Origin of the sequence: Sinorhizobium numidicum, assembly GCF_029892045.1 — a bacterium.
Classification (GTDB): Bacteria; Pseudomonadota; Alphaproteobacteria; order Rhizobiales; family Rhizobiaceae; genus Sinorhizobium; species Sinorhizobium numidicum.
This window is the reverse complement of the sequence record NZ_CP120368.1, coordinates 3,013,655-3,034,783: the sequence shown is the minus strand read 5'-3', so window position 1 is coordinate 3,034,783 and position 21,129 is coordinate 3,013,655. Positions and strand designations below refer to the sequence as shown.

Genomic DNA, 21,129 nt, shown 5'->3' with positions numbered 1-21,129 from the left:
GGTCATTGTTCACACCGCGAGTTCCGCTATTCTCTGGGCGCGTTGAGATGCTGAATGGAGAGTATGAAATGCGGTTTCCGATGGGTTCGGGCAGTTTGCGCGCACTCGTGTTGGCTCTCTTAATCACCTCCTCGTCGATGGTGGCCGTCAGCTCGACCATGGCCGTGCTACAATGGATGCCTTGCCCGAAATCATCGATGCCGTAGCAGGCCGAGCAAAGGTGATGGTCGATGGAGGGCTCTGTCGCGGATCGGATATCATTAAAGCCCTCGCAATAGGTGCGGACCTCGTAGGCCTTGGCCGCATGCAGTGCTATGCCCTGGCCGCGGGAGGCGAGGCCGCAATCACTCGCATGCTTGAGCTGTTGGAAGACGAAACGCTTCGCTCCATGGCTTTGCTTGATGTCTCAGCCATTGGAGAATTGGGCCGATTGTATCTGCATCCGGCAGCCCCAGTCACCATACCAAGCGCCTTGAGCGCCTTTCCGCTGATAGATTTGTCGCGATATCCCTAATATACGGACAAAATCGGCGACGCTGCCTTTCAAGAAAATCTCTGTCGCAAAACTCCCTCGCAGAGTCGGTGTTTCGCTACCGGCTTTTGCGACAGCCGGATGGCCTCGTGGCTGCGACGGTCGATCGTTGCGCCGCCTCCACCTGCCGGGCTTGCGCCTGCGTACTCGTGATACATTGAAGGAGACCGATACTAGAAGGAGCAGAAGCGCATGATTAGACTCGTGATCATCGGCGTCGTCGCAGTCATCGTCCTTATCTTCGCACTGGTATATCTGGTGCCAAAGTCTGAAGAACAAAGGGCCGAAACGCCTCCGGCAACAACAACAGGGCCGGCTCCGGCTGTAACTCCAGCCACGCCACCTGCAACGACCGAACCTGCTCAATAACAAAAGTATGAGCTGATCGAGGCCCGAAAGCAGAACCCCGCATCGCAGGGGAGCTGGGTCACCCTCGAGCAGTCCGGCAAGGAACTCCCTTGCTCACAATTACGTTCTCCATGAAAGATCATGGGAGAGAAAAATATGTTCGGACGCGATGACTACAGTACTCCCGAAAGGCGAGCGTCCACGGCATTCCCCGTCAGCGTTCTGCTCCTCGCGATATGCGCCATCTTCGCATACTTGGCGATCGGCGGCGCACTCTTGGAGGAAGGAGTTAATACGGCTGTCTACATCCCGCAGACGGCGGACACGAGCGGAAGCCGCTAGAGAACCGGAGCGGCCATCAGGATTGCCTGTCACGCTCCCAGCGTCCATCTGTATGGTTGCCGATGCTGCCACTTTCATGCCGTCGGCACGACACCTCATAACGCCCAACCAGCTTAGCTTCCCGGTTTATCGACGGGGCAAAAACAAGAAGCGGCAGGGAGCCGCCGTAGCCGCTCGACCTGCCGCTTGATCGCCGTCGCCGGAGGAGACGGCGCCAGGCAATAAGTAATACTTAGTTTATTTCTTGCTTAATTAGACTTTAGTAGCATAGTCTGACCGTCCACTGCCTGGGAGGAGCAAGATGGAGCATGTCGAAGCCGAAAAGCTTTCCAGCCACACTGCGAGGAAGGTTTGGAATATTCACGAGTATTGCGAACGGCAACGCTTGTGCCAGGACGAAGAAAAGCGCTTGACCAGCCTCTTTGGCGCGTTCGCCACGGCTCGCGAACTATTGGACAACGCCAAACGTGCGCCGAGATGGCGGTATTAGCCAAGCTTAGACCAATTGGATCCCGCGTTCATCGCTGACGCGGGCTCGGTCGCGATAAAGCCGCGCACCGAAAAAGTAGACCCGGCGCTGTGGCCGGGTCGATAACAATGTCTTTCATACAGATACGCTATTTCGCGCCACGAAGAGGCACATGCCGCCGAGCTTTTTTGTTGTCGTTTGCGGCAGTCAATGTTGCCGCTTCGGGCTCAATCGAGACGTTCATCGCACCGGACGCAATGACAGCAACGGGGTCGAACCGTGCCATTCATCGTGGCGATGCCGCCGACCGCTTTGGGTCGAGAGAAGACGCCCCTGCGAGACGCACTAGCAGTGGATTTCGTTCCCCTGATTCCGAACGACCGATGATGGGAGTTAGGTCAACAATGCTGCACTAAAGGCAACATAGTGACCAAAAAGGCAAAATAGCGTGGCAATCGACACCGTGCGTCTCTTCAGACGCACAAAGATCGCTGTAGTACTTTGAATTGCTGCATTTTTAAGCTAGCTCGCGCAGCCGCTGTTCGGCGGTGGGCGGCAGCGGCAAATGCGGATTGGCCTTCGCGGTCTCGATCAGAAGATCATCGCTTGCGGCCTCGGTCACCTGCACCAGCCTTTGGAGAAACGCATCCGGATCCATGCCGGCTTCGATCGGCGGCAGGATGCGTACCTTGAAGTGACCAGGGAAGCGCAGAAATTTGCGCCGTGGCCAGAACAGCCCCGGATGCATCGCAACCGGGACCACTGGCACCTGCAGATCGCGGTAGAGCCGGGCGATGCCGTATTTATATTCCGGCGGTGCGCCGGGCGGGCGGCGCGTGCCCTCGGGGTAGATGATCAACTGACGTCCTGACGCGATCTCCTGCTTGGTGCGCTCCATCACCTCGGTCATGGCCTTGCCCCGTGCGGCGCGGTTTACCGGCACCATGCGTTGCTTGATGATGTACCAGCCGAACAGCGGTATCCAGGTTAGTTCGCGTTTCAGGATGTAGAACGGATCGTCAAGCCAGGGCAGAAGCGCATAGGCATCCCAGAAAGATTGATGCTTCGGCGCGAAGATAAAGGAGCCCTTCGGAATGTTCTCCAGGCCTTCGATTTCGAAGGTCGTGCCGACGATCTTGGCCAGCAGCCAGTGATTGCTTCTCACCCAATTCTTCGGCACGAACCATGCCTTCTTGCGCGGGACCAGGAAATAGACCGGCGTCAGCACGATCATCTGGACGATCAGATTGGCATAGAAGACCAGATTGAAAAGGATCGAACGCAGGATGATCATTACAGGCTCTCGATGCGGGTGCGATGACTTCGCTGCCTACACGAATACGCTAGCGAGGAAAACAGTCCCGTGGGCGATTTGATGCAGTCGCCTTCTGCCTAGGTTTTAGCGTGTGTTGGCCAGACGCCATAATCGCCCTCGCCTTCCTCGTGAGGGCTGTTGGCGCTATTTTTCTACGGGGGCCACTCTGGCGGAGTCGGTTCTAAGACCATTTGTCGAATGCCCGCCCATCATGTCGCGCAGCGAGGCGACGGAATATTTAGCATATTCGAGCAATATGGCCTTCAGCACCAGCGGATTGCGCAGCCAGTTGGTCGTCTTGAGATCGGAATTGACGACCGGATAGGCAATGAACTCGGTGCCCGGTCTGGTACGCCGCAGCTCGAGAAGACTGCGCGGCATGTGATAATTGTTGGTGACGACGAGCACGCTCCTGTAGCCTCGGTCGCGAATCCACTGTCCGGCCTCGGTGGCATTGCCAATCGTGTCGACCGCTTCGTGTCCGATATCGACGCAGCATTTGAAAAGATCGGCCGAGCTCTGGGTGTTGCGGCGTATCTGACTGGCTGTCGTCGTCGGGTGGACGCCGGAGATCAACAACCGCTTTCCAGCTCCGGACTTCAAGAGGCTCACCGCCTGATCGATCCGCTGGAAGCCGCCAGTCAATACGACGATCGCATCTGCCTTCGGGACCGCCGGCGGCTGCAGCGAGGCGACCGTGTCGGCAAATTGCAGAAAGCTGGCAATGAAAATGGCGAAGGGGACGAGCAGCACGAAAAAGCCCCGGCGCAGAAATTTGCGCAGCAGGCTGCGGGCCTGACGGCGGCGCGCGGCCCTCTCCTGCCATTTGCCCCTTCCGTCCATCCCGCTCTCGCGTATTTCTTGCGCCCTCATGATTCTCTTCACATAGCCGCAGATTGCGGCAGGGAATAGATTGATTGAGGGCGATTCATGGCGATCAGCCCTGGTAGGTATCCGTTCGGCCGGGATCCGATCGGATAAGGTCGATTTCGTAGATCGTCCGCATGACCGTAAGCCGCGCCGTCAAGGTGGTCAGCAGGGCAATAACGACGATGATGGCGAAAATCCCGAGATAGCCGGTATAGCCGATCGCAAACGTGCCGAACAGCGCGGTCGCCTGGTCCGTCTCGGGCGTAGCGAGCGTTCGCGATTGCCAAAAGCTGGCGATCGCGAATGAGAGAGCCGCAAGCAGGCCGCCGGCGCCGGCTCCCTTCAGGCTGATCCTCAAAAAGTGTTTCTGAAACTCGGAGGCGACGAAACCGGCCTCAGCGCCGACGAAATGCAGAACTTCGACGATATGGCGGTTGCCGGAAAGGGCGCCGCGGGTGGCGAAGACGACCGTCAGGACCATGGCCGAGAAGACCAGCACCAGTACGCCGGTGCCTATCATTGCGGTGGTATTCGCCATCGCCACCAGGCGATCAACCCAGGTACGGTGGTCGTCGAGGAACGCCTGCGGGATCGTTTCGGTCAGGGCCTGGCGCATCGCCGCGAAGTCCGGCGGGTTGTTCTCGTCGATCGTGATCACCACCAGCCGCGGCACAGGCAGTTCGTCGAGGTCGAGGCCTTCGCCGAGCCATGGTTCCAGAAGACGCGCCGTCGCCGCGCGATCTATGATGTTGCCGCCGGTGGTGCCGTTGAAGGTCAAGGCGAGGTCGCGCGCATCGGCGAGCGCCTTTTCCATGTCGAGCTTGTCGTCCGGCTTGATCTGAATGGTGATTTCCCGGGAAATCTGCGATTGCCAGCTTTGCGCCGTCGCCCGCACCATGCTGACGCCGCCGAGCGTGAGGCAGGCAAGAAACGACATGATTGCGATGACGCACATCAGCGCATGGCCGGAGACATTGGCGGACGGTACGATCGGACCGGTCGGGCGCACGCGCATCTCCGTACGACGCTGCTGCGGCGGCGGCTCGGCTTCGCGGCGGGGGACGCGGTTCTCATTCATAGATGTCGAGCCGTCCCTGTGACAGGATCATGCGCCGGGCCTCAACCTGGTCCATCAGGGATAGGTCGTGGGTGGCGATTACCACCGCGGTGCCGAGCCGATTCAACTCGAGAAACAGGTTCAGCAGCCGGCGGGCCATCGGCGGATCGACGTTGCCGGTGGGCTCGTCGGCGAGCAGTATTTCCGGCCGATCGATCAGCGCCCGCGCAATGGCGGCGCGCTGCTTTTCCCCGCCGGAAAGCACGGGCGGAAGCACGTTGATCCGTTCGCCGAGGCCGACCCATTTGAGAAGCTCGAGCACGTCGGCTCGGTAGCTCGATTCCTCCTTGCCACGGACCCGCAACGGCAAGGCGACATTCTCGTAAGTCGTCAGGTGGTCGAGCAGTCGGAAGTCCTGAAAAACGATCCCCACGCGCCGGCGCAGCATCGGAAACTCATCGCGAGGTATCGACGAAATGTTGCGGTCGAACATGCGGATCAGCCCCCGCGTCGGCTGCAGGGAGAGGAAAAGCAGCCGTAACAATGTCGTCTTTCCGGCACCCGACGGACCGGTCAAAAACTGAAAGGACCGACGCGGAATGTCGAACGTCAGGTCCCGGAGGATTTCCGGTCCCATGCCATAGCGCAATCCGACGTTCTCAAAGTGAATCAATGGGACAGCCCAGTCTCTCGTCATGACCCTCGACATGCGCCGCAGCCGATTACTGCGCATAGGACAGCCAGCCGGCGAAGGCAAAACTGCGTGCGGCAGCATGGTTAAGCAGCGGTTAATTTTCCATGAAAAGGCGCCGCTTTCGCGGCCTCTTTCCGAAACATTAACCATTTCGGTTTACGTGTCGTCAGGATTTGATGCAATGCCCTGTTTCTTGCGGAGGCAAGCCGCAGGCATTGCTACAGCGACCTTCGCCCCTTTCGGCGCGGCGCTCGGATGGGAGTGACCCATGCAGGCATTTCGCAGAAGGACCGCCGGTATCGACCTGATTCCGCCGGAACGCCGGCCCCGCCCAAGTGCTGCCGTCGCCAGAAACCTGGACTTTATCGACGTCGAGTTCGAGACCCTTGCCGCCAACCGGCGCAGCCCCTATCCGGTCTTCAACGACAACCGCCCGTCTGCCGGCCAGCCCGTACTGCGGACAACGACCAGCCGGGTAGCAGGCGCGAAGCGGCAGGTGCTGACCGTGGTCGAGGCAAGATTGCGCGCCATGCCGGCGCGACGTTTCGTCGGCTTGGTCGCGGGCCTTGGATTTATGGTGTTCCTGCTGATCGCGGGACTTGGCGGCCAAGACCACTCGGGCGCCCGTCCACTTACGATCCAGGGCGTGACCACGTCACTCGATTACTCCGGCGGCATGCGTGTACTCTCCGTCTACGGCACTATCGACAACCGGTCGGGCAAGGAACAGCATCTGCCGACCGTCATCGTCGATGTGACGAGCAACGGGCGCAAGGTCACCGCGACACGCCTGATGCCGGAGGGCATGGCGATCGCGCCCGGCGAAAGCCGGCATTTTGTTACCCGCCTCCCATATGCGGGTGGAAAAATGCCGAATGTAACGGTTTCCTTTGCGGAAAACGGTGTTTCCGTTCTCTAATTGTGCTAACCCGACGCTCTGGAGCGGCACGAGGAAAGCCCGAGCGATTTCGCCCGCATCCGCTCTCATTTTTACGAAAAGCGATTACGACGGATGCGGATTGATCCGAAGTCTTCGCGGTCCAGAAAGGGAAGGCTGGTGTTCTTCCTGACGAAACGGAGAAACCTGCATGCCCGTTGTCCGCGGTAAGAATATCGAGATCCTTTACAGCGCCGAAACGATCGCTGCCCGAAACCGGGAAATGGCTGAAGAGATCGTTCGCGGGCCGCATAAGGACCTCCTGGTCATCTCGATCCTGAAAGGCTCGTTCATCTTCGCGGCCGACCTCCTTCGGGCGATGCATGCAGCCGGACTGACGCCGGAGGTCGAGTTCATCACGCTTTCGAGCTACGGCACGGGAACCGAATCGAAGGAAGTGAAGATCACCAAGGATATTGACAGCGACGTCCATGACCGCGACGTGCTGCTGATCGACGACATTCTCGAGTCGGGCCGAACGTTGCGCTTTGCGAAGGAACTGCTTTACAAGCGCGGCGCCCGAAACGTCACCGTTGCCGTGCTGCTCGACAAGCGCGTGAAGCGCCAGGTCGATCTGGAAGCGGACTATGTCGGCTTCGAATGCCCCGACCACTTTGTGGTCGGCTACGGCATGGATGTCGCTTACGCCTTCCGCGAACTACCCTTCGTCGGCGTGATAACTGGCGATGCCGAATAGAGTTTGGCGCGAGATGCGAGCGGAAGCCGCTCAGATTTTTCTCGTCCCATGCTCGCCTCTATCCTGTGGACCAGGCCGAATACTGAAAATCGGCCCGGTCGCGTTTACCGAAAGCAAACGAAAAGCTGTTTGTCTGGAGCAGCGTCACGGCCGCTGTCAGCGGTGTGCGGCGTGTAGGTTCAATAAGGTAGAGCGTTCCTTTGGCATTCAGAAGGACGTCGGTGCTCCATGAGAGCGAACACGGGAGGCCATGATGGCGAGAATCCTGATTACCGAGGATGAGGATGCACTGCGCTCGTTTGTGGCGCGGGCGTTGCAACTCGACGGACACGAAACGGTCGAGGCCGGGGATGGAGCCGACGGTCTCGCTTGCCTTCAAGACCAAGCATTTGACCTGCTTTTATCCGACATCCGGATGCCGGTGATGGACGGCATCGAACTTGCGCACCAGGCCTCTACCGCATTCCCTAAGCTAAAGATTCTGCTGATGACCGGCTATGCCGAGCAGCGCGAGCGCGCCGATGATCTTTCCGGCAAGGTCGTCGATGTGATTTCGAAGCCCTTTTCCCTGCCCGATATACGCAAGGCCGTGGCTCTAGCGCTGGTCGCCTGACGCGGCCTGCGGTTTTCAACTGCTGCATGGTTCCTTAAATCGGAACCGATTTAGCGAACCATGCAGTAGCCACCGCTTTTCAAGATTATCAACGCATGTCCAGCAGGCGTTCGAGGTATTGACGTTCCGCTTCCGGCGACAGGGTGTTGCCGAGCTTGCGGCGGATTTCATCGAGGATTTGCCGGGCGCGCTGGGTGTCGATTTCGTCCGGTACTTTCACCTGATCGCCAAAGTCGGGACCAACATTCTGCTGCCGCCGCCCCAGCGGATCGCGCCCGTTCTGGCCGTATTGCGGTATGCCCTGTCCGGGTCCTTGGCCCTGCGACTGCATCTGGTTCATCATCTCCTGCGCGCCTTCGCGCAGCGCTTGCAGCGCTCGGCCCTGGCTGCCGACGGCCTGCTCGCCCTCACCCTTGCCCAATGCACCGGCCGCGCCTTCCATCTCGCGCTGTGCCTGGCCAAAGCCCTTGCCTGGCTTTACACCCAGATCCTGGAGGCCTTTCTGAAGATCGCCGAGTTGCTTGCCGAGCGCCTCCTGCTGTTGCTTCAGTTGTTTCAGGGCTTCTTTCAGCTGTTCGGCGGTCATCCCGTCGAGGGGGTTGGGCTGGCCGTCGGGCTCGCTTCGCTGCCCCGGATCCTGCGGCATATCCTGGTCGAAGAGCTCGTTGTCCTCACCTTGCAGAGGGTCGCCGCGCTGCATCCGATCGCGCAACGCCTGGTCCAGCTTGAAGGTCTCGTCCATTAGCTGTTGCTGCTGCTGCATCAATTGGCCGAGCTTATCCATCTGCTGACGCATGGCATTGTTCTGTTCGCCCATCTGCTGCATGCGGCCGGCCTGCAAATTGTTCATCATCCGCTGCAGTTCGGAGAGTAGCTGGCGTGCCTCGTCGCGGGAACCGGAGCGCGCCAGGTTCTCGATCTGGTTCAGCATCTTTTCCAAATCCTGCTGGCGCAGCACGTTGTTCATATCGGGGTTCGCCGCAATCTGCGGGTTTTTCGCCGCCTGCTCCGCGAGCGCCCGCATGTATTCCTGCATCGCCTCGCGCAATTCCTGCATCAGCTTGGCGATTTCTTCGTCGGGAGCATTGCGTTCGAGAGCATCCGAAAGCGCCTGCTGCGCATCGCGCAGCCGCCGGTCGGCGAGTGACAGGTCGCCGTCCTCGATGCCGAGCGCGATTTCCCAAAGATAGTCGGCGGCGTCGCGCAGCATGTCATCGTTTCGGGCGAGCTCCATGCGCGTGCGCGCCGACTGAAGTAAAAGGAAATGCGTGAGGTTCGGGATCGTTTCCTCGGGGTAGAGCGTCAGCGCGTCATTGAGCTCGATCGCGCGCGGCAGGTCATTGGTGTTGAGTGCGAAGAGCTGCCGTTGTTCGGCAATTGCGGCGGCGAGCGGCTCGAAGAGCCGGCGCGCTGGCAAAATCATGTCCTGCGGCACGCTTCGTCCCTCCTGGCCGGCGGCATCGCGGGCGACCAGGGTAATGCGGACACGCTTTCCGGAAAGCGGGTGCTCGCTGAGGTTCCGGCTTGTCATGCCCTTTGCCTCGCGCGCGTTGCGCCGCGGCAGGTCGATGCGATATTCGGGAGGCGGGTAGAGCGGCCGAGCGTCGCTTGCCGGTTCGTCCAGCGGCTTGATCTCCGCCCAAGCCTGCGCGATGCCGTAGTCGTCATGGGCGAGAAAGCTGATCTCGAGCGCGGCGTTCACCGTGCCACGCGGAGCACCGTCGAATGCGATATCCGGGACGCTGTCCGGCGTAATCTTGAAGCTCCAGCTTTGTCCGCCGACGGAGAGCGTTCCATCCCTGGTGATCTTGTAGAGATGATTGCGCACACCGCTTGCTGCCGTTTGTTCCTTCTTTCGCTCCGGCTTCTCGTCCGCCGTCGGAACGATCGTCGGCTCCGGCTTGCCCGATTCGGTATAGCTTACCTGCTCGTCGGCCCCGCCACCGGTTATCCGCACGGTGAGATCGCTGAATTGCGGTATGGTGATTGCGGTCTTCTCGCCTCCGGCCGCGGTCGCATCCTGCCGGCCGGTGAGGAAAATCGGTGCGCGTCCGGTATAGGCGGGCGGCGTTACCCAGGCATCGATGCGGAGGTCGGGTGCGACCTCTTGCAACTCGGGCAGCCGGAAAGCGTCCGACATCAAACCGGCGCGGTTGGAATAGGAATAGGCGAAGGCGATGCAGGCGAGCAGGACAGGAATGGCCCTGAGCGCTGAGGGATCATGCTTGGGAATATCGGGACGGGGCAGGCCGGTATCCAGTCCGCGAACCAGGCGTGCCATGCGCACCTGGTGCTCGCGCCAGAGGGCCGCACCGAACGCGCCATGTGTCGCCGGCGCGTCGTCCTGCACCCGGATCGCCTGATGCGGCAGTTGGTTACGCTCCTCCAGCATACGGTCGGCGTCGCTCGTTTCCGGCCAGCGGATGCGGGTCAGCGGCAGCAGTGAGAAGAACAGCCCGGCGAGGAAGAGGAGAAGAACGGCAACATGCAGCCAGAACGGCGCGGCACGAAAGAAGCCCAGCCAGCCGGCTGAGAGGAACAGGAGAACAAGGGAAACGGGAGCAAGCGTGAGCGGCAGCACCTGCTCGGCCAGAAGGACCAGGCGAGCGAAAAACCGTTTTGTCGCCAGCATTCTTGCAAATGAATTCGGTTGTGGCGTTTCATCCTGCCGGAATTGCGTCATCCACCCAAGTTTCCTTTTGGTCGCGCTGAGCGCGTGCCCGATCCTCTAAGCCTCAGGATAACACCGTTTGTGGCGAAGACGAGGGCGACAACAAAACGTGATCGGTCCGGCAGGACTCTGAAGGGGGTGGAGGGTGCGAGCAGAAAACCGCACGGCGCCTCCCCGTCCTGTTCTAATCGAGCCAATCAGGTATCGAGTCGAGACCGACGAGCGCGTCATAGTCCTTGCGCGGGCGTACCACATGGAAGCGGTCGCCCTTGACGAGCACTTCGGGAACGAGAAGCCGGCTGTTGTAGGTTCCCGACTGCACCGCGCCGTAGGCTCCGGCCGAGCCGATCGCGAAAAGATCGCCCGGCTTCGGCATCGCCATTTCCCGGTCGAGCGCCAGATAGTCGCCCGTCTCGCAAACCGGCCCGACCACGTCGGCCTTGATGCGCGGCGCGTTGGCGGCGGAAATCTTCACCGGACGAATCTCATGATAGGCTTCATAGAGGGTCGGGCGGATCAGGTCGTTCATTGCGCCGTCGACGATGACGAAGGTCTTGTCGCCCCCATCCTTCACATAGATCACTTCGGTGACGAGAATGCCGGCATTGCCGACGATCAATCGCCCAGGCTCGGTGACGATCGTGCAGTCGAGGCTCTTGAGCTGGTTCTTGACGATCTCGGCATAGGCGTCGGGGTGTGGCGGCGGATTGTTGTCTTCCCTATAGGGAATGCCCAGCCCCCCGCCGATATCGACGTGGTCGATGACGTGACCGTCAGAACGTAGGGTGTCGACCAGTTCGCGCAGCAGCTTGAAGGCATCGTCGAAGGGTTGCAGCTCGGTGATCTGGCTGCCGATATGCATGTCGATGCCCGTCACCTTGATTCCGGGCAGGGTCGCGGCATGGGCATAGACGCCGCGCGCCTTCTCCCAGGAAATACCGAACTTGTTTTCCTTCTTGCCGGTCGAAATCTTCGCGTGAGTGCGGGCGTCGACATCCGGATTGATGCGGAAGGAGACGTGCGCCTGCTTGCCGGCGCGCACGGCGCGTTGGTTCAGGACCTCCAGTTCCGGTTCGGATTCGACGTTGAAGCAGTATATGCCGGCCTCGATCGCAAGATCCATCTCGTGCGCAGTCTTGCCGACGCCGGAAAACATGATCCGGTTTGCCGGGATGCCGGCCGCGAGTGCGCGGCGCAGTTCGCCTTCGGACACCACGTCGACGCCCGCGCCGAGCCGGCCGAGCGTTTTCAGAACGGCCTGGTTGGAATTGGCCTTCATCGCGTAGCAGACCATCGCATCAACGTCGGCGAAGGCCTCCGAGAAGACCCGGTAATGGCGCTCCAGCGTCGCGGTGGAATAGCAGTAGAACGGCGTACCGACGGCGCGTGCGATATCCGTTACAGGCACGTCTTCGGCGTGGAGGATTCCGTCGCGGTATTCGAAGTGGTTCACGGGGCGTCGCTCGGCTCAGAGGAGGGGATCAAGCAGGAAGGGCCGGTCTTCGACCGTATCCTTCGTTTCGGCAGTGCCGGCGGGTGTTCTGGTATTGAGCGTCGTGGCTCCCGGCCGGTCGAGATCGCCCTTGCGCCCGCAGCCGACAAGAACCAGCGCGGGAAGTGTCAGCAGGAGCGCAAGGCGGGCCGCCTTCTTCAATGTCATCGTCACTTTCCTTCGCCGAAGCCGATCGATCCAGAAGCGGCACTCCATCGCCGCTCTGGTGCGATCTCTTATCGGTTTTTCAGCGCCTTGTGCACCCTGTTTCTGCGATCGCTTCCAAGAGGCTGGCGCGGGATGCGGGGCGAAAAACCGCACATAGTTTTTCTCATTCCGCGCTAATTGCTCGCTCGCCACCAGGCGATCTGCTTGCGCACCTCGGCGGGCGCCGTGCCGCCGAAACTGGTTCGGCTCGCGACCGAGGCTTCGACCGTCAGAACGTCGAAGACCTTGTCTGTGATTGCCGGATTGATCGACTGCAACTCTTCGAGCGAAAGACCGGCGAGATCGCAGCCCTTCTGCTCGGCAAGGGCAACGGCGCGGCCGGTCACATGATGAGCATCGCGGAACGGCAGGCCCGCTTCCCGCACCAGCCAGTCGGCAAGGTCGGTTGCGGTCGAGTAGCCGGAGCCGGCGGCGGCCTTCATGCGGTCGGCGCGCACGGTCATATCCCTGACCATGCCGGTCATCGCCGCGATCGCCAGTTCGAGGCTCTCGGCTGCGTCGAAGACCTGTTCCTTGTCTTCCTGCATGTCCTTGGAATAGGCGAGCGGCAGGCCCTTCATCACTGTCAGCAGCGCAACCAGCGAGCCATTGATGCGGCCCGTCTTGGCGCGCACAAGCTCGGCGGCATCCGGGTTCTTCTTTTGCGGCATGATCGACGAACCGGTTGAGAACGCGTCCGACAGGCGGATGAAGCCGAATTGAGGGGTCGACCAGATGACGATCTCTTCTGCCAGGCGCGATAGATGCGTTGCCGCGATCGAGGCGATCGACAGGAATTCGAGCGCGAAGTCTCGATCGGAGACCGTGTCGATCGAATTGCGGGTCGGTTCGCGGAAGCCGAGGGCCTTCGCCGTCATATGCCGGTCGATCGGGAAGCCGGTGCCGGCGAGAGCCGCGGCGCCGATCGGGCTTTCATCCATGTGCTCGATCGCATGGCGCACGCGCGAGCGGTCGCGGCCGAACATCTCGACGTAGGCCATGCAATGATGGCCAAAGGTGACCGGCTGCGCGGTCTGCAGATGAGTGAAGCCCGGCATGACGGTGTCGGCATGCTCTTCCGCACGATCGAGAAATGCAGCAATCAGCGCAGTCAGGGCCTTCTCGGTCTTCTGCAGCTCTTCCTTCACCCAAAGGCGAAAGTCGAGAGCCACCTGGTCGTTGCGCGAGCGCGCGGTATGCAGGCGGCCGGCGGCGGGACCGATGAGCGTCGCCAGCCTTGCTTCGACGTTCATGTGGATGTCTTCCAGTCGGCGCGAAAACTCGAACGCACCGCTTTCGATCTCTGACAAGATCGTGTTTAGTCCGTGAACGATCTTGTCTTTGTCCTCGGTCGAAATGATGCCCTGATGCGCCAACATGGTCGCATGTGCTATTGAGCCGCGGATGTCCTGGGCATAGAGCTTCTTGTCGAAGCCGATCGAGGCATTTATCTCCTCCATGATCGCGTCCGGGCCCGAGGCGAAGCGACCGCCCCACATCTGGTTGGAGGATTTCGTCTCGGAACTGCCGTCAGCCATGAGGATGCCCGCCTTGGAGAATGAAATGCCAGACCAGAAGAAACGTCCTCCGGCCGTGAAATTGTTCGCGCTCGCCGCGCTTTTCGGCGTGATCGCGGGCGCGGCTGCGGTATACGTGAAGGACACCGGGTCTGGCAATGGCGGCATGGCGCAAACGGCGGAGAACCAAAGCTGTCCGTTTGCGGCGCAGAAGATCGCAGCGCTGACGCCGCTGATGCGCGGCCAGGTCGCGGCGATGACGCCCGCCGCCCAGCCACGTTCGATCGGCCTCAATTTTAATGGCCCGGACAGTAAACCGCTGACGCTTGCGGCCTTTGCCGGCAAGACGGTTCTCGTCAACCTCTGGGCAACCTGGTGCTTGCCCTGCCGGGAGGAGATGCCGGCATTGAACGAATTGCAAAAGGCGTTCGGCGGCGATCGTTTCGAGGTGGTCGCCATCAACATCGATACGGGCGACGACGAAAAGCCCAAGGCGTTTCTCGACGAGACCGGCGTCCATGAGCTGCGCTACTATCGCGATGCTTCGATGGGGGTCTTCAACGCGATGAAGAAGGAAGGCCTCGCCTTCGGCCTTCCCGCCACCTTGCTGCTCGACGAGAAGGGCTGCCTGATCGGCTCGATGAACGGACCCGCCGCCTGGGACAGCAACGACGCGAAGGCTCTGATCCAGGCGGCACTGTCTGCACCCGTAGGCAGCTAAGCTTGCTACGCAGACCGGTCAGCGGGTCGGTACGGGGACGTCGCCGCGATAATCATAGAAGCCGCGGCCGGACTTGCGGCCGAGCCAGCCGGCCTCGACATATTTCACCAGAAGCGGGCAGGGGCGGTACTTCGAATCGGCCAGGCCGTCATGCAGCACCTGCATGATCGAAAGACAGGTATCGAGGCCGATGAAGTCCGCAAGCTGCAGCGGCCCCATCGGATGATTGGCGCCGAGTTTCATCGCCGTGTCGATGGCATCGACCGTGCCGACACCCTCATAAAGCGTATAGATCGCCTCGTTGATCATCGGCAGCAGGATGCGGTTGACGATGAAGGCGGGGAAGTCCTCGGCGACCGTGACGGTTTTGTCGAGGCGCGCGACGAACTCCTTTGCCGCCTTGAAGGTTTCTTCGTCCGTCGCGATGCCGCGCACCAGCTCCACCAGTTTCATCACCGGAACCGGATTCATGAAGTGGATGCCCATGAAGCGTTCGGGGCGATCGGTCGCGGAAGCGAGCCGCGTAATGGAGAGCGAAGAGGTGTTGGTCGCGAGAAGCGCCTCCGGCTTCATTATCGGGCAAACCTGGCCGTAGATCTTCCGTTTTACCGTTTCGTCTTCCGTCACCGCCTCGACGACGAGGTCTGCCTGCGACAGATCATTGATGTCGGCCGAGCCCTTGATCAGGGACAGCGCCTTCTTGCGGTCCTCGTCGGTCATCTTGCCGGAAGAAACCTGACGGGCGAGATTGCCGTTGATGGTCGCCAATCCGGCCTCGATGCGATCTGCGGCGAGATCGTAGAGCTGCACCTTGTACCCGGCGGTTGCCGAAACATGGGCAATGCCGCAGCCCATCTGCCCGGCGCCTATAATTCCGATCGTCTTGATCATCGAAGCGAATATCCACCCACAAGAGTTTCCGGCAGCTATACTGTCGCGGACACGAAAATACCGGGCCGACTGAGCCGGGCCCGGTACGATTGTTAATGCCAAGTCGGCGCTTTTTCCAGCGTTTTCGTGCCGGCGCTCGCGTTGCTTAAAGCGCCTTTTCGAGCTCCGGCAGGGCGTCGAAGAGATCGGCGACTAGGCCGTAATCGGCGACCTGGAAGATCGGCGCTTCCTCGTCCTTGTTGATGGCGACGATCACCTTCGAATCCTTCATGCCGGCGAGGTGCTGGATCGCACCGGAGATGCCGCAGGCGATGTAGAGGTCGGGGGCGACCACCTTGCCGGTCTGGCCGACCTGCCAGTCGTTCGGCGCATAGCCGGCATCGACGGCGGCACGGCTGGCACCGACCGCGGCGCCGAGCTTGTCGGCGACCGGCAGGATCACTTCCTTGAATTTTTCCGAGGAACCGAGTGCCCGGCCGCCGGAGATGATGATCTTCGCCGAGGTCAGTTCCGGCCGGTCGGAGGACGACAGCGCATCGGAGACGTGGCTGGAAAGGCCCGGGTTCGCCGCGGCGGCAACCGTCTCGACCGGTGCCGCGCCACCTTCCGGCGCGGCGGCAAACGAGGCGGTGCGCACGGTGATGACCGTCTTCGGCTCGCTCGTCTGCACCGTCTGGATGGCGTTGCCGGCATAGATCGGCCGCTTGAACGTATCGGACGAGACGACTTCGATGATCTCTGAGACCTGCGCGACGTCAAGCAGAGCCGCAACGCGCGGCATGACGTTCTTGCCGACCGAGGTGGCGGCGGCAATCAGCGTGTCGTATGAGCCGGCGAGCGAGACCACGAGGGCGGCGAGCGGCTCGGCGAGACTGTGGGCGAGCGAGGCATCGTCGGCGACCAGCACCTTGGCGACACCGGAAAGCTTCGCCGCCTGCTCGGCGACTGCCTTGACGCCGGAACCGGCAACGAGCACGTGGATATCGCCGCCGATTTTCGTGGCCGCCGTCAGTGCCTTGGCGGTCTGGTCGGAAAGGTGGCTGGTGTCGTGGTCAGCCAGAAGCAGAATGGCCATGGTGAAATCTCCCTTTCGGTTTGAGCTCAACGATCCGTTCCGGATCGGAGCTCGAGGATTCTTACGTGGTTCATGCGTTTGTCCGGAAACCGGTTCCAACTTTCCGGACGCATGAACTAAAGTACGCCGGCCTCGGTCTTGAGCTTCTCGACGAGCTCGGCGACCGACTTGACCTTGATGCCGGCCTTGCGGCCCGACGGTTCTTCCGTCTTCAGAACTTTCAGCCGCGGCGTCGTGTCGACGCCGAAGTCGGCCGGGGTGTGTCTGTCGAGCGGCTTCTTTTTCGCCTTCATGATGTTCGGCAGCGAGGCGTAACGCGGCTCGTTCAGGCGCAAGTCGGTGGTGACGACCGCCGGCAGCTTCAGCTCCACCGTCTGCAGTCCGCCATCGACTTCGCGCGTGACATTCGCCTTGCCGTCAGCGATCTCGACCTTCGAGGCAAAAGTGCCCTGCGCCCAGCCGAGCAGCGCCGACAGCATCTGGCCGGTCTGGTTCGAATCGTCGTCGATCGCCTGCTTGCCGACGATGATCAGCCCCGGCTGCTCGGCCTCGGCAACACCCTTGACGATCTTGGCCACGGTGAGCGGCTCCACCTGGTCCTCGGTCTCGACCAGGATCGCCCGGTCGGCACCCATGGCAAGCGCGGTGCGGAGCGTCTCTTCGGCCTTGGCCGGGCCGATCGAGACGACGACCACTTCCGAGGCCTTGCCGGCTTCCTTGAGCCTGAGCGCCTCTTCGACCGAGATCTCGTCGAACGGGTTCATCGACATCTTCACATTGGCAAGCTCGACGCCCGATCCGTCCGCCTTCACCCGGATCTTGACATTGAAGTCGACGACCCGTTTCACCGTCACGAGTATTTTCATGGATTCTTTCCCTCCAGGAACTTTTGCAGGAAAATGCGCCTTAACAAAGCGGCCTGATTGTCGGTTGGCGACATCGATACGCGTTTTTTCTCCAATTACAATCGCCGCTCACAAAGCTAAATCGATATAAGCCCGGGATTTTCATTAACGTTTACGTACACGTAAGAGACGAATCTGACAAGAGGAAGCCGAGATCACTGGAGACGGGCATCTTGCGGGGTCTAACGGAGCGGGCAATCCATTGAAATTGCAATTTATATCGAGCCGAACCTGGTAATGTTCCGATCGGTCTTCAGGTTGGGCGGCCCCACGGAGTGGGCCGCTTTCTGCTGTCCGGTATCGGCGTGCCGGCCACATCGGCTGTCAGGGTTTGGTGCTCGACGGCACGCGGGCTGACGATGGTGCGATCGAAAAGCGGCACGCCGCTACGTCGCAAAACGACAACAAGCAGCAGCCCGGCAACGATACCGCCGACATGGGCACTCCAGGAAACGCCGCTGCCGGGATCGACCACCAGCATGAAAAACTGTTGGCCGATCCAGAAGGCGAGCGGAATGGCGGCGGGCAGGGGCAGCGGAATGCGGAAAAGCACGAGCACCCAGACCCGCACCTTCGGATGCAGCAGGAAATAGGCGGCAACGACGCCGGAGATGGCGCCGGAGGCACCGATCAGCGGTGCTTCCGAGGCCGGATCGATGAGCCCATGCGCAAGCGCTCCCGCGGCGGCACACAGCAGATAGAAGACAAGGAAGCGGAAGTGCCCCAGCGCGTCCTCGACATTGTCGCCGAAAACCCAGAGAAACAGCATGTTCATCGCCAGATGCATGAAATCGCCATGCAAAAAAGAATAGGTGACGAAGGTGAATTCGTCCGGGACGATCACGAGGGAAGGATCGAGCATGGCGTAATCGAAAACGATCGCCGGGATGTAGCCGAGCCCGAGCACGGTGGCGTTTGCGAATTCTTCCGTGGCGATCGGCCCGGTGATCAGCCACGCGACAATGTTGATGACGATCAGCGTGATCGTCACGTATTGCATCTTTATGTGCTTCAGGGTGTTCCTGTCGTGAAGCGGTATGAACATGCGACCCCCGAGCCCGATTCTCGACTTATCTGTTCTTTCCCGGAATCCAAAGAACATCGGCGCGCCCCTTGTCGTTCGCCCAGCGGGCGGCGACGAACAGGAAATCGGAAAGCCGGTTGACATAGGCGACCGCTTCACGGCTGACGGTTTCGCCCTCGGTTTCGGCGAGCGCTACCATTTGCCGTTCAGCCCGCCTGGCAATGGTGCGGGCGGCGTGCAGGGCCGCCGAGGCGGCGCTGCCGGCAGGCAGCACGAAGGATCGTAAGGGTTCGAGGTCCGCATTCAGCCGGTCGATCTCCTCTTCGAGCCGCGCAACCTGGGAAGCGACGATCCGGAGCGGCTCGTACTCCTGCTTTTCGCCGGTATCCGGCGTTGCCAAATCCGCGCCCAGATCGAAAAGGTCGTTCTGGATGCGCATCAGCATCGCATCGAGATCGGCTATGCTGCCGGTGTGCTGGCGTGCGAGACCGACGAAGGCGTTCGCCTCGTCGACGGCGCCATAGGCCTCCACCCTTAGATCGCTCTTGGAGCGGCGCCGGCCGGTGACGAGACCGGTCGTGCCGTCGTCGCCGGTCCTGGTATAGATCTTGTTGAGCTTGACCATCGTGCTTTCGCTTATCCTCAGCTTGGGCGGCCGCCGCCGGTGACCCACAGCGTCAGCATGATCAGCACGAGAGCGATCGCTTGCAGCAGCACGCGCGCCTGCATCAGCTTGTTGGAGGTGCTGCCGCTACCGCCCCTGGCCATGTTCAACAGGCCGCGGATAAGCACGATCGCAACCAGGCCCATGACAAGCAGGGTCAGTCCGGTAAAGAAACTGGGCATGGCGTAATTCCTTATAAATTCGATCAACCGAGCCGGCCGATAATGCGATAGAACAATGTCGCCGGCAGGAGCCTTTTCAACAGCGCGCCCTGTTTGGCGGGCCTTGTCACTATATAATGGGGCCTCGGCCGGCGCGCCGTCAAAGCATGTTTCAACACGACGTAAACGGCCTCGGGCCCAAGCTTGCCGGGTGCCGGCTTGCTCTCGCCGCGCAGTCGCCGCATCTGGCGTTCATATTCCACGCGATGGACGGAATTCTTGAGGTCGATGAAGCGCTCGATGTAGGGGAGGGCGTTGGCGGTGAATTTCGATGCGATCGGGCCCGGCTCGATCAGGCTGACCTCGATGCCGCTGCCGGCGAGTTCCATCCGCAATGTCAGGGAAAGAGCCTCGAGCGCGAACTTCGAGGCATTGTAGGCGCCCCGCCAGCGATAGGGGACAATGCCGAGGATGGAAGAGCACTGCACGATGCGGCCGTGGCCTCGAGCCCGCATTGACGGAATGACCCGGCGCGTCAGGTCATGCCAGCCGATGACGTTGGTTTCGAGCTGCAGGCGCAATGCTTCGGTCGGCAGGTCTTCGACTGCTCCGGCCTGACCATAGGCACCGTTGTTGAACAGGGCATCGATGCGCCCGCCGGAGCGCGCCATCACGGCCTCGAACAGGGCGGCGATCGTCTCCGGTTTGGTGTAGTCCATGATGAAGGTTTCGATGCCTTCGTGCTCCAGCTCGGCCTGATCCTCCGGTCGGCGCACAGTCGCGAACACGCGCCAATCGTCTCTCTTCAATGCCCGGGCACAAAAGGCGCCAATGCCGGAAGAACAGCCGGTCACAATGATGGTGGGGCGATCGGGCATTCGGTCGATTCCTGTAGAAATCCAGCCCTCGTTTCCCATATTCATCGTTGGGATACAATTGGGATAGCGCGTGCCGCGCCCGGTGCTTGAGAGGGCAGGATGCGCGCCGCTACAAGGCGCCATGCCGGCCGATCCGAGCGAAGAAGCACGGGCAGCTACACTCGGAGACGGAATGCCGGGATTCGTTCGCATCATCTGGAAGGTCGTGTTCGATGCGCTCTGGCATTTCAGCGAGGACGATGGATGGGCGATGGCGAGCCACGTGGCTTTGTCCTCGCTCATGGCGATTTTTCCCTTCCTGATCTTCGGCACCGCGCTTGGCAGCTTTTTGGGCGCCGACCAGTTCGCGTCGACCGCCGTTCACCTGATTTTCGACGCCTGGCCAGCATCGATTGCCAAGCCCCTCGCCGATGAAGTCATAGAGGTGCTCACCATTCCGCGCGGGGGGCTGCTCACCATTTCCGTACTTACGGCCGCCTATTTCGCCTCGAACGGCGTCGAAGCGCTCCGGATCGCGCTCAACCGCGCCTATAGGGTGGCAGAAAGCCGTTCCTGGTACGTGACCAGGCTTGCCAGCCTTGCCTTCGTGCTCGCCGGAGTGCTCATCCTTGCGGTGGTCAGCGTTCTGCTCGTCGCCGTGCCGCTGGCGGTCCGCAACGCCGATCAATGGCTGCCTTGGCTCGACACCCTGCTCGCCACCGCCAATAACTGGGGGCTGACACTGGCGCTGGTGCTGGTGACGATAGGGCTGCTCGTGTCACATCTGTGGCTGCCTGCTGGCCATCGCAAGGTGGTCGACGTGCTGCCCGGCATCGTCCTGACGCTCTTCTTATGGTCGGTGGGCGCCTATGCCTTCGCCTCTTATCTCGCAAACTTCTCGAATTATGTCGCGACATATGCCGGGCTCGCCTCGATCATGATCGTTCTGGTCTTCCTCTACATGATCGGCGCGATCTTCATCATCGGCGCAGAGATCAACGCGGCGATCCTGAAGTACAAGGTCAAGCGCATGGTGATGCGCAGGTTCCAGGCGACACGGGACGAATGAG

22 protein-coding genes and 1 pseudogene are annotated in these 21,129 nt (G+C 60.9%); 8 read left to right on the top strand and 15 right to left on the bottom strand.

Annotated elements, in window-relative coordinates:
- Positions 1-139: 139 nt before the first annotated feature.
- From PYH37_RS25800 to PYH37_RS25790, 3 genes and pseudogenes are all read left to right on the top strand, one after another.
- Positions 140-514 (top strand): annotated as a pseudogene (locus PYH37_RS25800) (alpha-hydroxy-acid oxidizing protein); the annotation flags it as partial.
- 522 nt (positions 515-1,036) lie between these two features.
- Positions 1,037-1,222, top strand: coding sequence for a hypothetical protein (locus tag PYH37_RS25795; protein ID WP_280734297.1), 186 nt, complete (start codon positions 1,037-1,039; stop codon positions 1,220-1,222).
- Between the two features lie 301 nt (positions 1,223-1,523).
- Positions 1,524-1,712: a hypothetical protein gene (locus tag PYH37_RS25790; RefSeq protein ID WP_280734296.1), complete on the top strand. Its 189-nt coding sequence runs from the start codon at positions 1,524-1,526 to the stop codon at positions 1,710-1,712.
- A 496-nt stretch (positions 1,713-2,208) separates the two neighbouring features.
- Here PYH37_RS25790 and PYH37_RS25785 read toward each other — a convergent pair whose 3' ends face one another.
- From PYH37_RS25785 to ftsE, 4 genes are all read right to left on the bottom strand, one after another.
- Positions 2,209-2,985 carry a lysophospholipid acyltransferase family protein gene (locus PYH37_RS25785; protein WP_280734295.1) on the bottom strand — a complete coding sequence of 259 codons (777 nt, stop codon included), beginning with the start codon at positions 2,983-2,985 and terminating at the stop codon, positions 2,209-2,211.
- A gap of 165 nt (positions 2,986-3,150) precedes the next feature.
- Positions 3,151-3,849 (bottom strand): YdcF family protein, encoded by a 699-nt coding sequence (locus tag PYH37_RS25780; RefSeq protein ID WP_280736165.1) that lies wholly within the window; start codon positions 3,847-3,849, stop codon positions 3,151-3,153.
- 94 nt (positions 3,850-3,943) lie between these two features.
- Complete coding sequence (locus PYH37_RS25775; RefSeq protein ID WP_280734294.1) at positions 3,944-4,954, bottom strand: cell division protein FtsX; 1,011 nt, start codon at positions 4,952-4,954, stop codon at positions 3,944-3,946.
- Positions 4,947-5,606 (bottom strand): cell division ATP-binding protein FtsE, encoded by a 660-nt coding sequence (gene ftsE / locus PYH37_RS25770; protein ID WP_280734293.1) that lies wholly within the window; start codon positions 5,604-5,606, stop codon positions 4,947-4,949. Before ftsE ends, PYH37_RS25775 begins: the two co-directional genes overlap by 8 nt.
- Before the next feature lie 289 nt (positions 5,607-5,895).
- Here ftsE and PYH37_RS25765 point away from each other — a divergent pair, with 289 nt between their 5' ends.
- From PYH37_RS25765 to PYH37_RS25755, 3 genes are all read left to right on the top strand, one after another.
- Positions 5,896-6,546 (top strand): hypothetical protein, encoded by a 651-nt coding sequence (locus PYH37_RS25765; protein ID WP_280734291.1) that lies wholly within the window; start codon positions 5,896-5,898, stop codon positions 6,544-6,546.
- A 169-nt stretch (positions 6,547-6,715) separates the two neighbouring features.
- Complete coding sequence (gene hpt, locus PYH37_RS25760; protein WP_280734290.1) at positions 6,716-7,261, top strand: hypoxanthine phosphoribosyltransferase; 546 nt, start codon at positions 6,716-6,718, stop codon at positions 7,259-7,261.
- A gap of 253 nt (positions 7,262-7,514) precedes the next feature.
- A complete protein-coding gene (locus tag PYH37_RS25755) occupies positions 7,515-7,874 on the top strand; it encodes a response regulator (protein ID WP_280736164.1) in 360 nt (119 codons plus the stop codon).
- Between the two features lie 88 nt (positions 7,875-7,962).
- Here the strand turns inward: PYH37_RS25755 and PYH37_RS25750 are convergent, their stop codons facing one another.
- The 4 genes from PYH37_RS25750 to argH form a co-directional block, all read right to left on the bottom strand.
- Entirely contained in the window at positions 7,963-10,557 is a 2,595-nt protein-coding gene (locus PYH37_RS25750) for a TIGR02302 family protein (protein ID WP_280734289.1), read from the bottom strand.
- Positions 10,558-10,729: 172 nt separating this feature from the next.
- Positions 10,730-11,998: a diaminopimelate decarboxylase gene (lysA, locus tag PYH37_RS25745; protein WP_280734288.1), complete on the bottom strand. Its 1,269-nt coding sequence runs from the start codon at positions 11,996-11,998 to the stop codon at positions 10,730-10,732.
- A 15-nt stretch (positions 11,999-12,013) separates the two neighbouring features.
- Positions 12,014-12,205, bottom strand: coding sequence for an LPS translocon maturation chaperone LptM (lptM, locus tag PYH37_RS25740; protein ID WP_280734287.1), 192 nt, complete (start codon positions 12,203-12,205; stop codon positions 12,014-12,016).
- A gap of 173 nt (positions 12,206-12,378) precedes the next feature.
- Positions 12,379-13,782, bottom strand: a complete 1,404-nt coding sequence (gene argH, locus PYH37_RS25735) for an argininosuccinate lyase (protein ID WP_280734286.1) — start codon at positions 13,780-13,782, stop codon at positions 12,379-12,381.
- Positions 13,783-13,807: 25 nt separating this feature from the next.
- Between argH and tlpA the strand changes: the two genes are divergently transcribed.
- The gene (tlpA, locus tag PYH37_RS25730) at positions 13,808-14,482 is read left to right on the top strand and encodes a thiol:disulfide interchange protein TlpA (RefSeq protein ID WP_280734285.1); all 675 of its coding nucleotides are present in this window, start codon (positions 13,808-13,810) and stop codon (positions 14,480-14,482) included.
- Positions 14,483-14,500: 18 nt separating this feature from the next.
- Here the strand turns inward: tlpA and PYH37_RS25725 are convergent, their stop codons facing one another.
- The 7 genes from PYH37_RS25725 to PYH37_RS25695 all read right to left on the bottom strand — a co-directional run bounded on the left by PYH37_RS25725 (position 14,501) and on the right by PYH37_RS25695 (position 20,080).
- Positions 14,501-15,373, bottom strand: coding sequence for a 3-hydroxybutyryl-CoA dehydrogenase (locus PYH37_RS25725; RefSeq protein ID WP_280734284.1), 873 nt, complete (start codon positions 15,371-15,373; stop codon positions 14,501-14,503).
- A 145-nt stretch (positions 15,374-15,518) separates the two neighbouring features.
- Positions 15,519-16,448, bottom strand: coding sequence for an electron transfer flavoprotein subunit alpha/FixB family protein (locus tag PYH37_RS25720; RefSeq protein WP_280734282.1), 930 nt, complete (start codon positions 16,446-16,448; stop codon positions 15,519-15,521).
- Between the two features lie 116 nt (positions 16,449-16,564).
- Positions 16,565-17,314, bottom strand: coding sequence for an electron transfer flavoprotein subunit beta/FixA family protein (locus PYH37_RS25715; RefSeq protein ID WP_280734281.1), 750 nt, complete (start codon positions 17,312-17,314; stop codon positions 16,565-16,567).
- Positions 17,315-17,606: 292 nt separating this feature from the next.
- Entirely contained in the window at positions 17,607-18,398 is a 792-nt protein-coding gene (locus tag PYH37_RS25710) for a rhomboid family intramembrane serine protease (protein ID WP_280734279.1), read from the bottom strand.
- A gap of 25 nt (positions 18,399-18,423) precedes the next feature.
- Complete coding sequence (locus PYH37_RS25705; protein WP_280734278.1) at positions 18,424-19,002, bottom strand: cob(I)yrinic acid a,c-diamide adenosyltransferase; 579 nt, start codon at positions 19,000-19,002, stop codon at positions 18,424-18,426.
- A 17-nt stretch (positions 19,003-19,019) separates the two neighbouring features.
- On the bottom strand, positions 19,020-19,223 hold the full coding sequence (locus tag PYH37_RS25700; protein ID WP_280734277.1) for a twin transmembrane helix small protein: 204 nt from the start codon (positions 19,221-19,223) through the stop codon (positions 19,020-19,022).
- A gap of 23 nt (positions 19,224-19,246) precedes the next feature.
- Complete coding sequence (locus PYH37_RS25695; protein WP_280734276.1) at positions 19,247-20,080, bottom strand: SDR family oxidoreductase; 834 nt, start codon at positions 20,078-20,080, stop codon at positions 19,247-19,249.
- 172 nt (positions 20,081-20,252) lie between these two features.
- Between PYH37_RS25695 and PYH37_RS25690 the strand changes: the two genes are divergently transcribed.
- A complete protein-coding gene (locus tag PYH37_RS25690; RefSeq protein WP_280734275.1) occupies positions 20,253-21,128 on the top strand; it encodes a YihY/virulence factor BrkB family protein in 876 nt (291 codons plus the stop codon).
- Position 21,129 lies beyond the last annotated feature (1 nt).

Bases quoted from the DNA above. Each gene is read 5' to 3' on its own strand.
- PYH37_RS25690 (WP_280734275.1), top strand. From the start codon at position 20,253: ATGCCGGGATTCGTTCGCATCATCTGGAAGGTCGTGTTCGATGCGCTC.
- PYH37_RS25750 (WP_280734289.1), bottom strand. From the start codon at position 10,557: ATGACGCAATTCCGGCAGGATGAAACGCCACAACCGAATTCATTTGCA.
- PYH37_RS25755 (WP_280736164.1), top strand. From the start codon at position 7,515: ATGGCGAGAATCCTGATTACCGAGGATGAGGATGCACTGCGCTCGTTT.
- PYH37_RS25720 (WP_280734282.1), bottom strand. From the start codon at position 16,448: ATGGCCATTCTGCTTCTGGCTGACCACGACACCAGCCACCTTTCCGAC.
- PYH37_RS25775 (WP_280734294.1), bottom strand. From the start codon at position 4,954: ATGAATGAGAACCGCGTCCCCCGCCGCGAAGCCGAGCCGCCGCCGCAG.
- PYH37_RS25790 (WP_280734296.1), top strand. From the start codon at position 1,524: ATGGAGCATGTCGAAGCCGAAAAGCTTTCCAGCCACACTGCGAGGAAG.
- PYH37_RS25710 (WP_280734279.1), bottom strand. From the start codon at position 18,398: ATGTTCATACCGCTTCACGACAGGAACACCCTGAAGCACATAAAGATG.
- PYH37_RS25700 (WP_280734277.1), bottom strand. From the start codon at position 19,223: ATGCCCAGTTTCTTTACCGGACTGACCCTGCTTGTCATGGGCCTGGTT.
- PYH37_RS25695 (WP_280734276.1), bottom strand. From the start codon at position 20,080: ATGCCCGATCGCCCCACCATCATTGTGACCGGCTGTTCTTCCGGCATT.
- PYH37_RS25780 (WP_280736165.1), bottom strand. From the start codon at position 3,849: ATGGACGGAAGGGGCAAATGGCAGGAGAGGGCCGCGCGCCGCCGTCAG.
- lptM (WP_280734287.1), bottom strand. From the start codon at position 12,205: ATGACATTGAAGAAGGCGGCCCGCCTTGCGCTCCTGCTGACACTTCCC.
- tlpA (WP_280734285.1), top strand. From the start codon at position 13,808: ATGCCAGACCAGAAGAAACGTCCTCCGGCCGTGAAATTGTTCGCGCTC.
- PYH37_RS25765 (WP_280734291.1), top strand. From the start codon at position 5,896: ATGCAGGCATTTCGCAGAAGGACCGCCGGTATCGACCTGATTCCGCCG.
- argH (WP_280734286.1), bottom strand. From the start codon at position 13,782: ATGGCTGACGGCAGTTCCGAGACGAAATCCTCCAACCAGATGTGGGGC.
- PYH37_RS25705 (WP_280734278.1), bottom strand. From the start codon at position 19,002: ATGGTCAAGCTCAACAAGATCTATACCAGGACCGGCGACGACGGCACG.
- PYH37_RS25785 (WP_280734295.1), bottom strand. From the start codon at position 2,985: ATGATCATCCTGCGTTCGATCCTTTTCAATCTGGTCTTCTATGCCAAT.
- PYH37_RS25725 (WP_280734284.1), bottom strand. From the start codon at position 15,373: ATGATCAAGACGATCGGAATTATAGGCGCCGGGCAGATGGGCTGCGGC.
- PYH37_RS25795 (WP_280734297.1), top strand. From the start codon at position 1,037: ATGTTCGGACGCGATGACTACAGTACTCCCGAAAGGCGAGCGTCCACG.
- PYH37_RS25715 (WP_280734281.1), bottom strand. From the start codon at position 17,314: ATGAAAATACTCGTGACGGTGAAACGGGTCGTCGACTTCAATGTCAAG.
- hpt (WP_280734290.1), top strand. From the start codon at position 6,716: ATGCCCGTTGTCCGCGGTAAGAATATCGAGATCCTTTACAGCGCCGAA.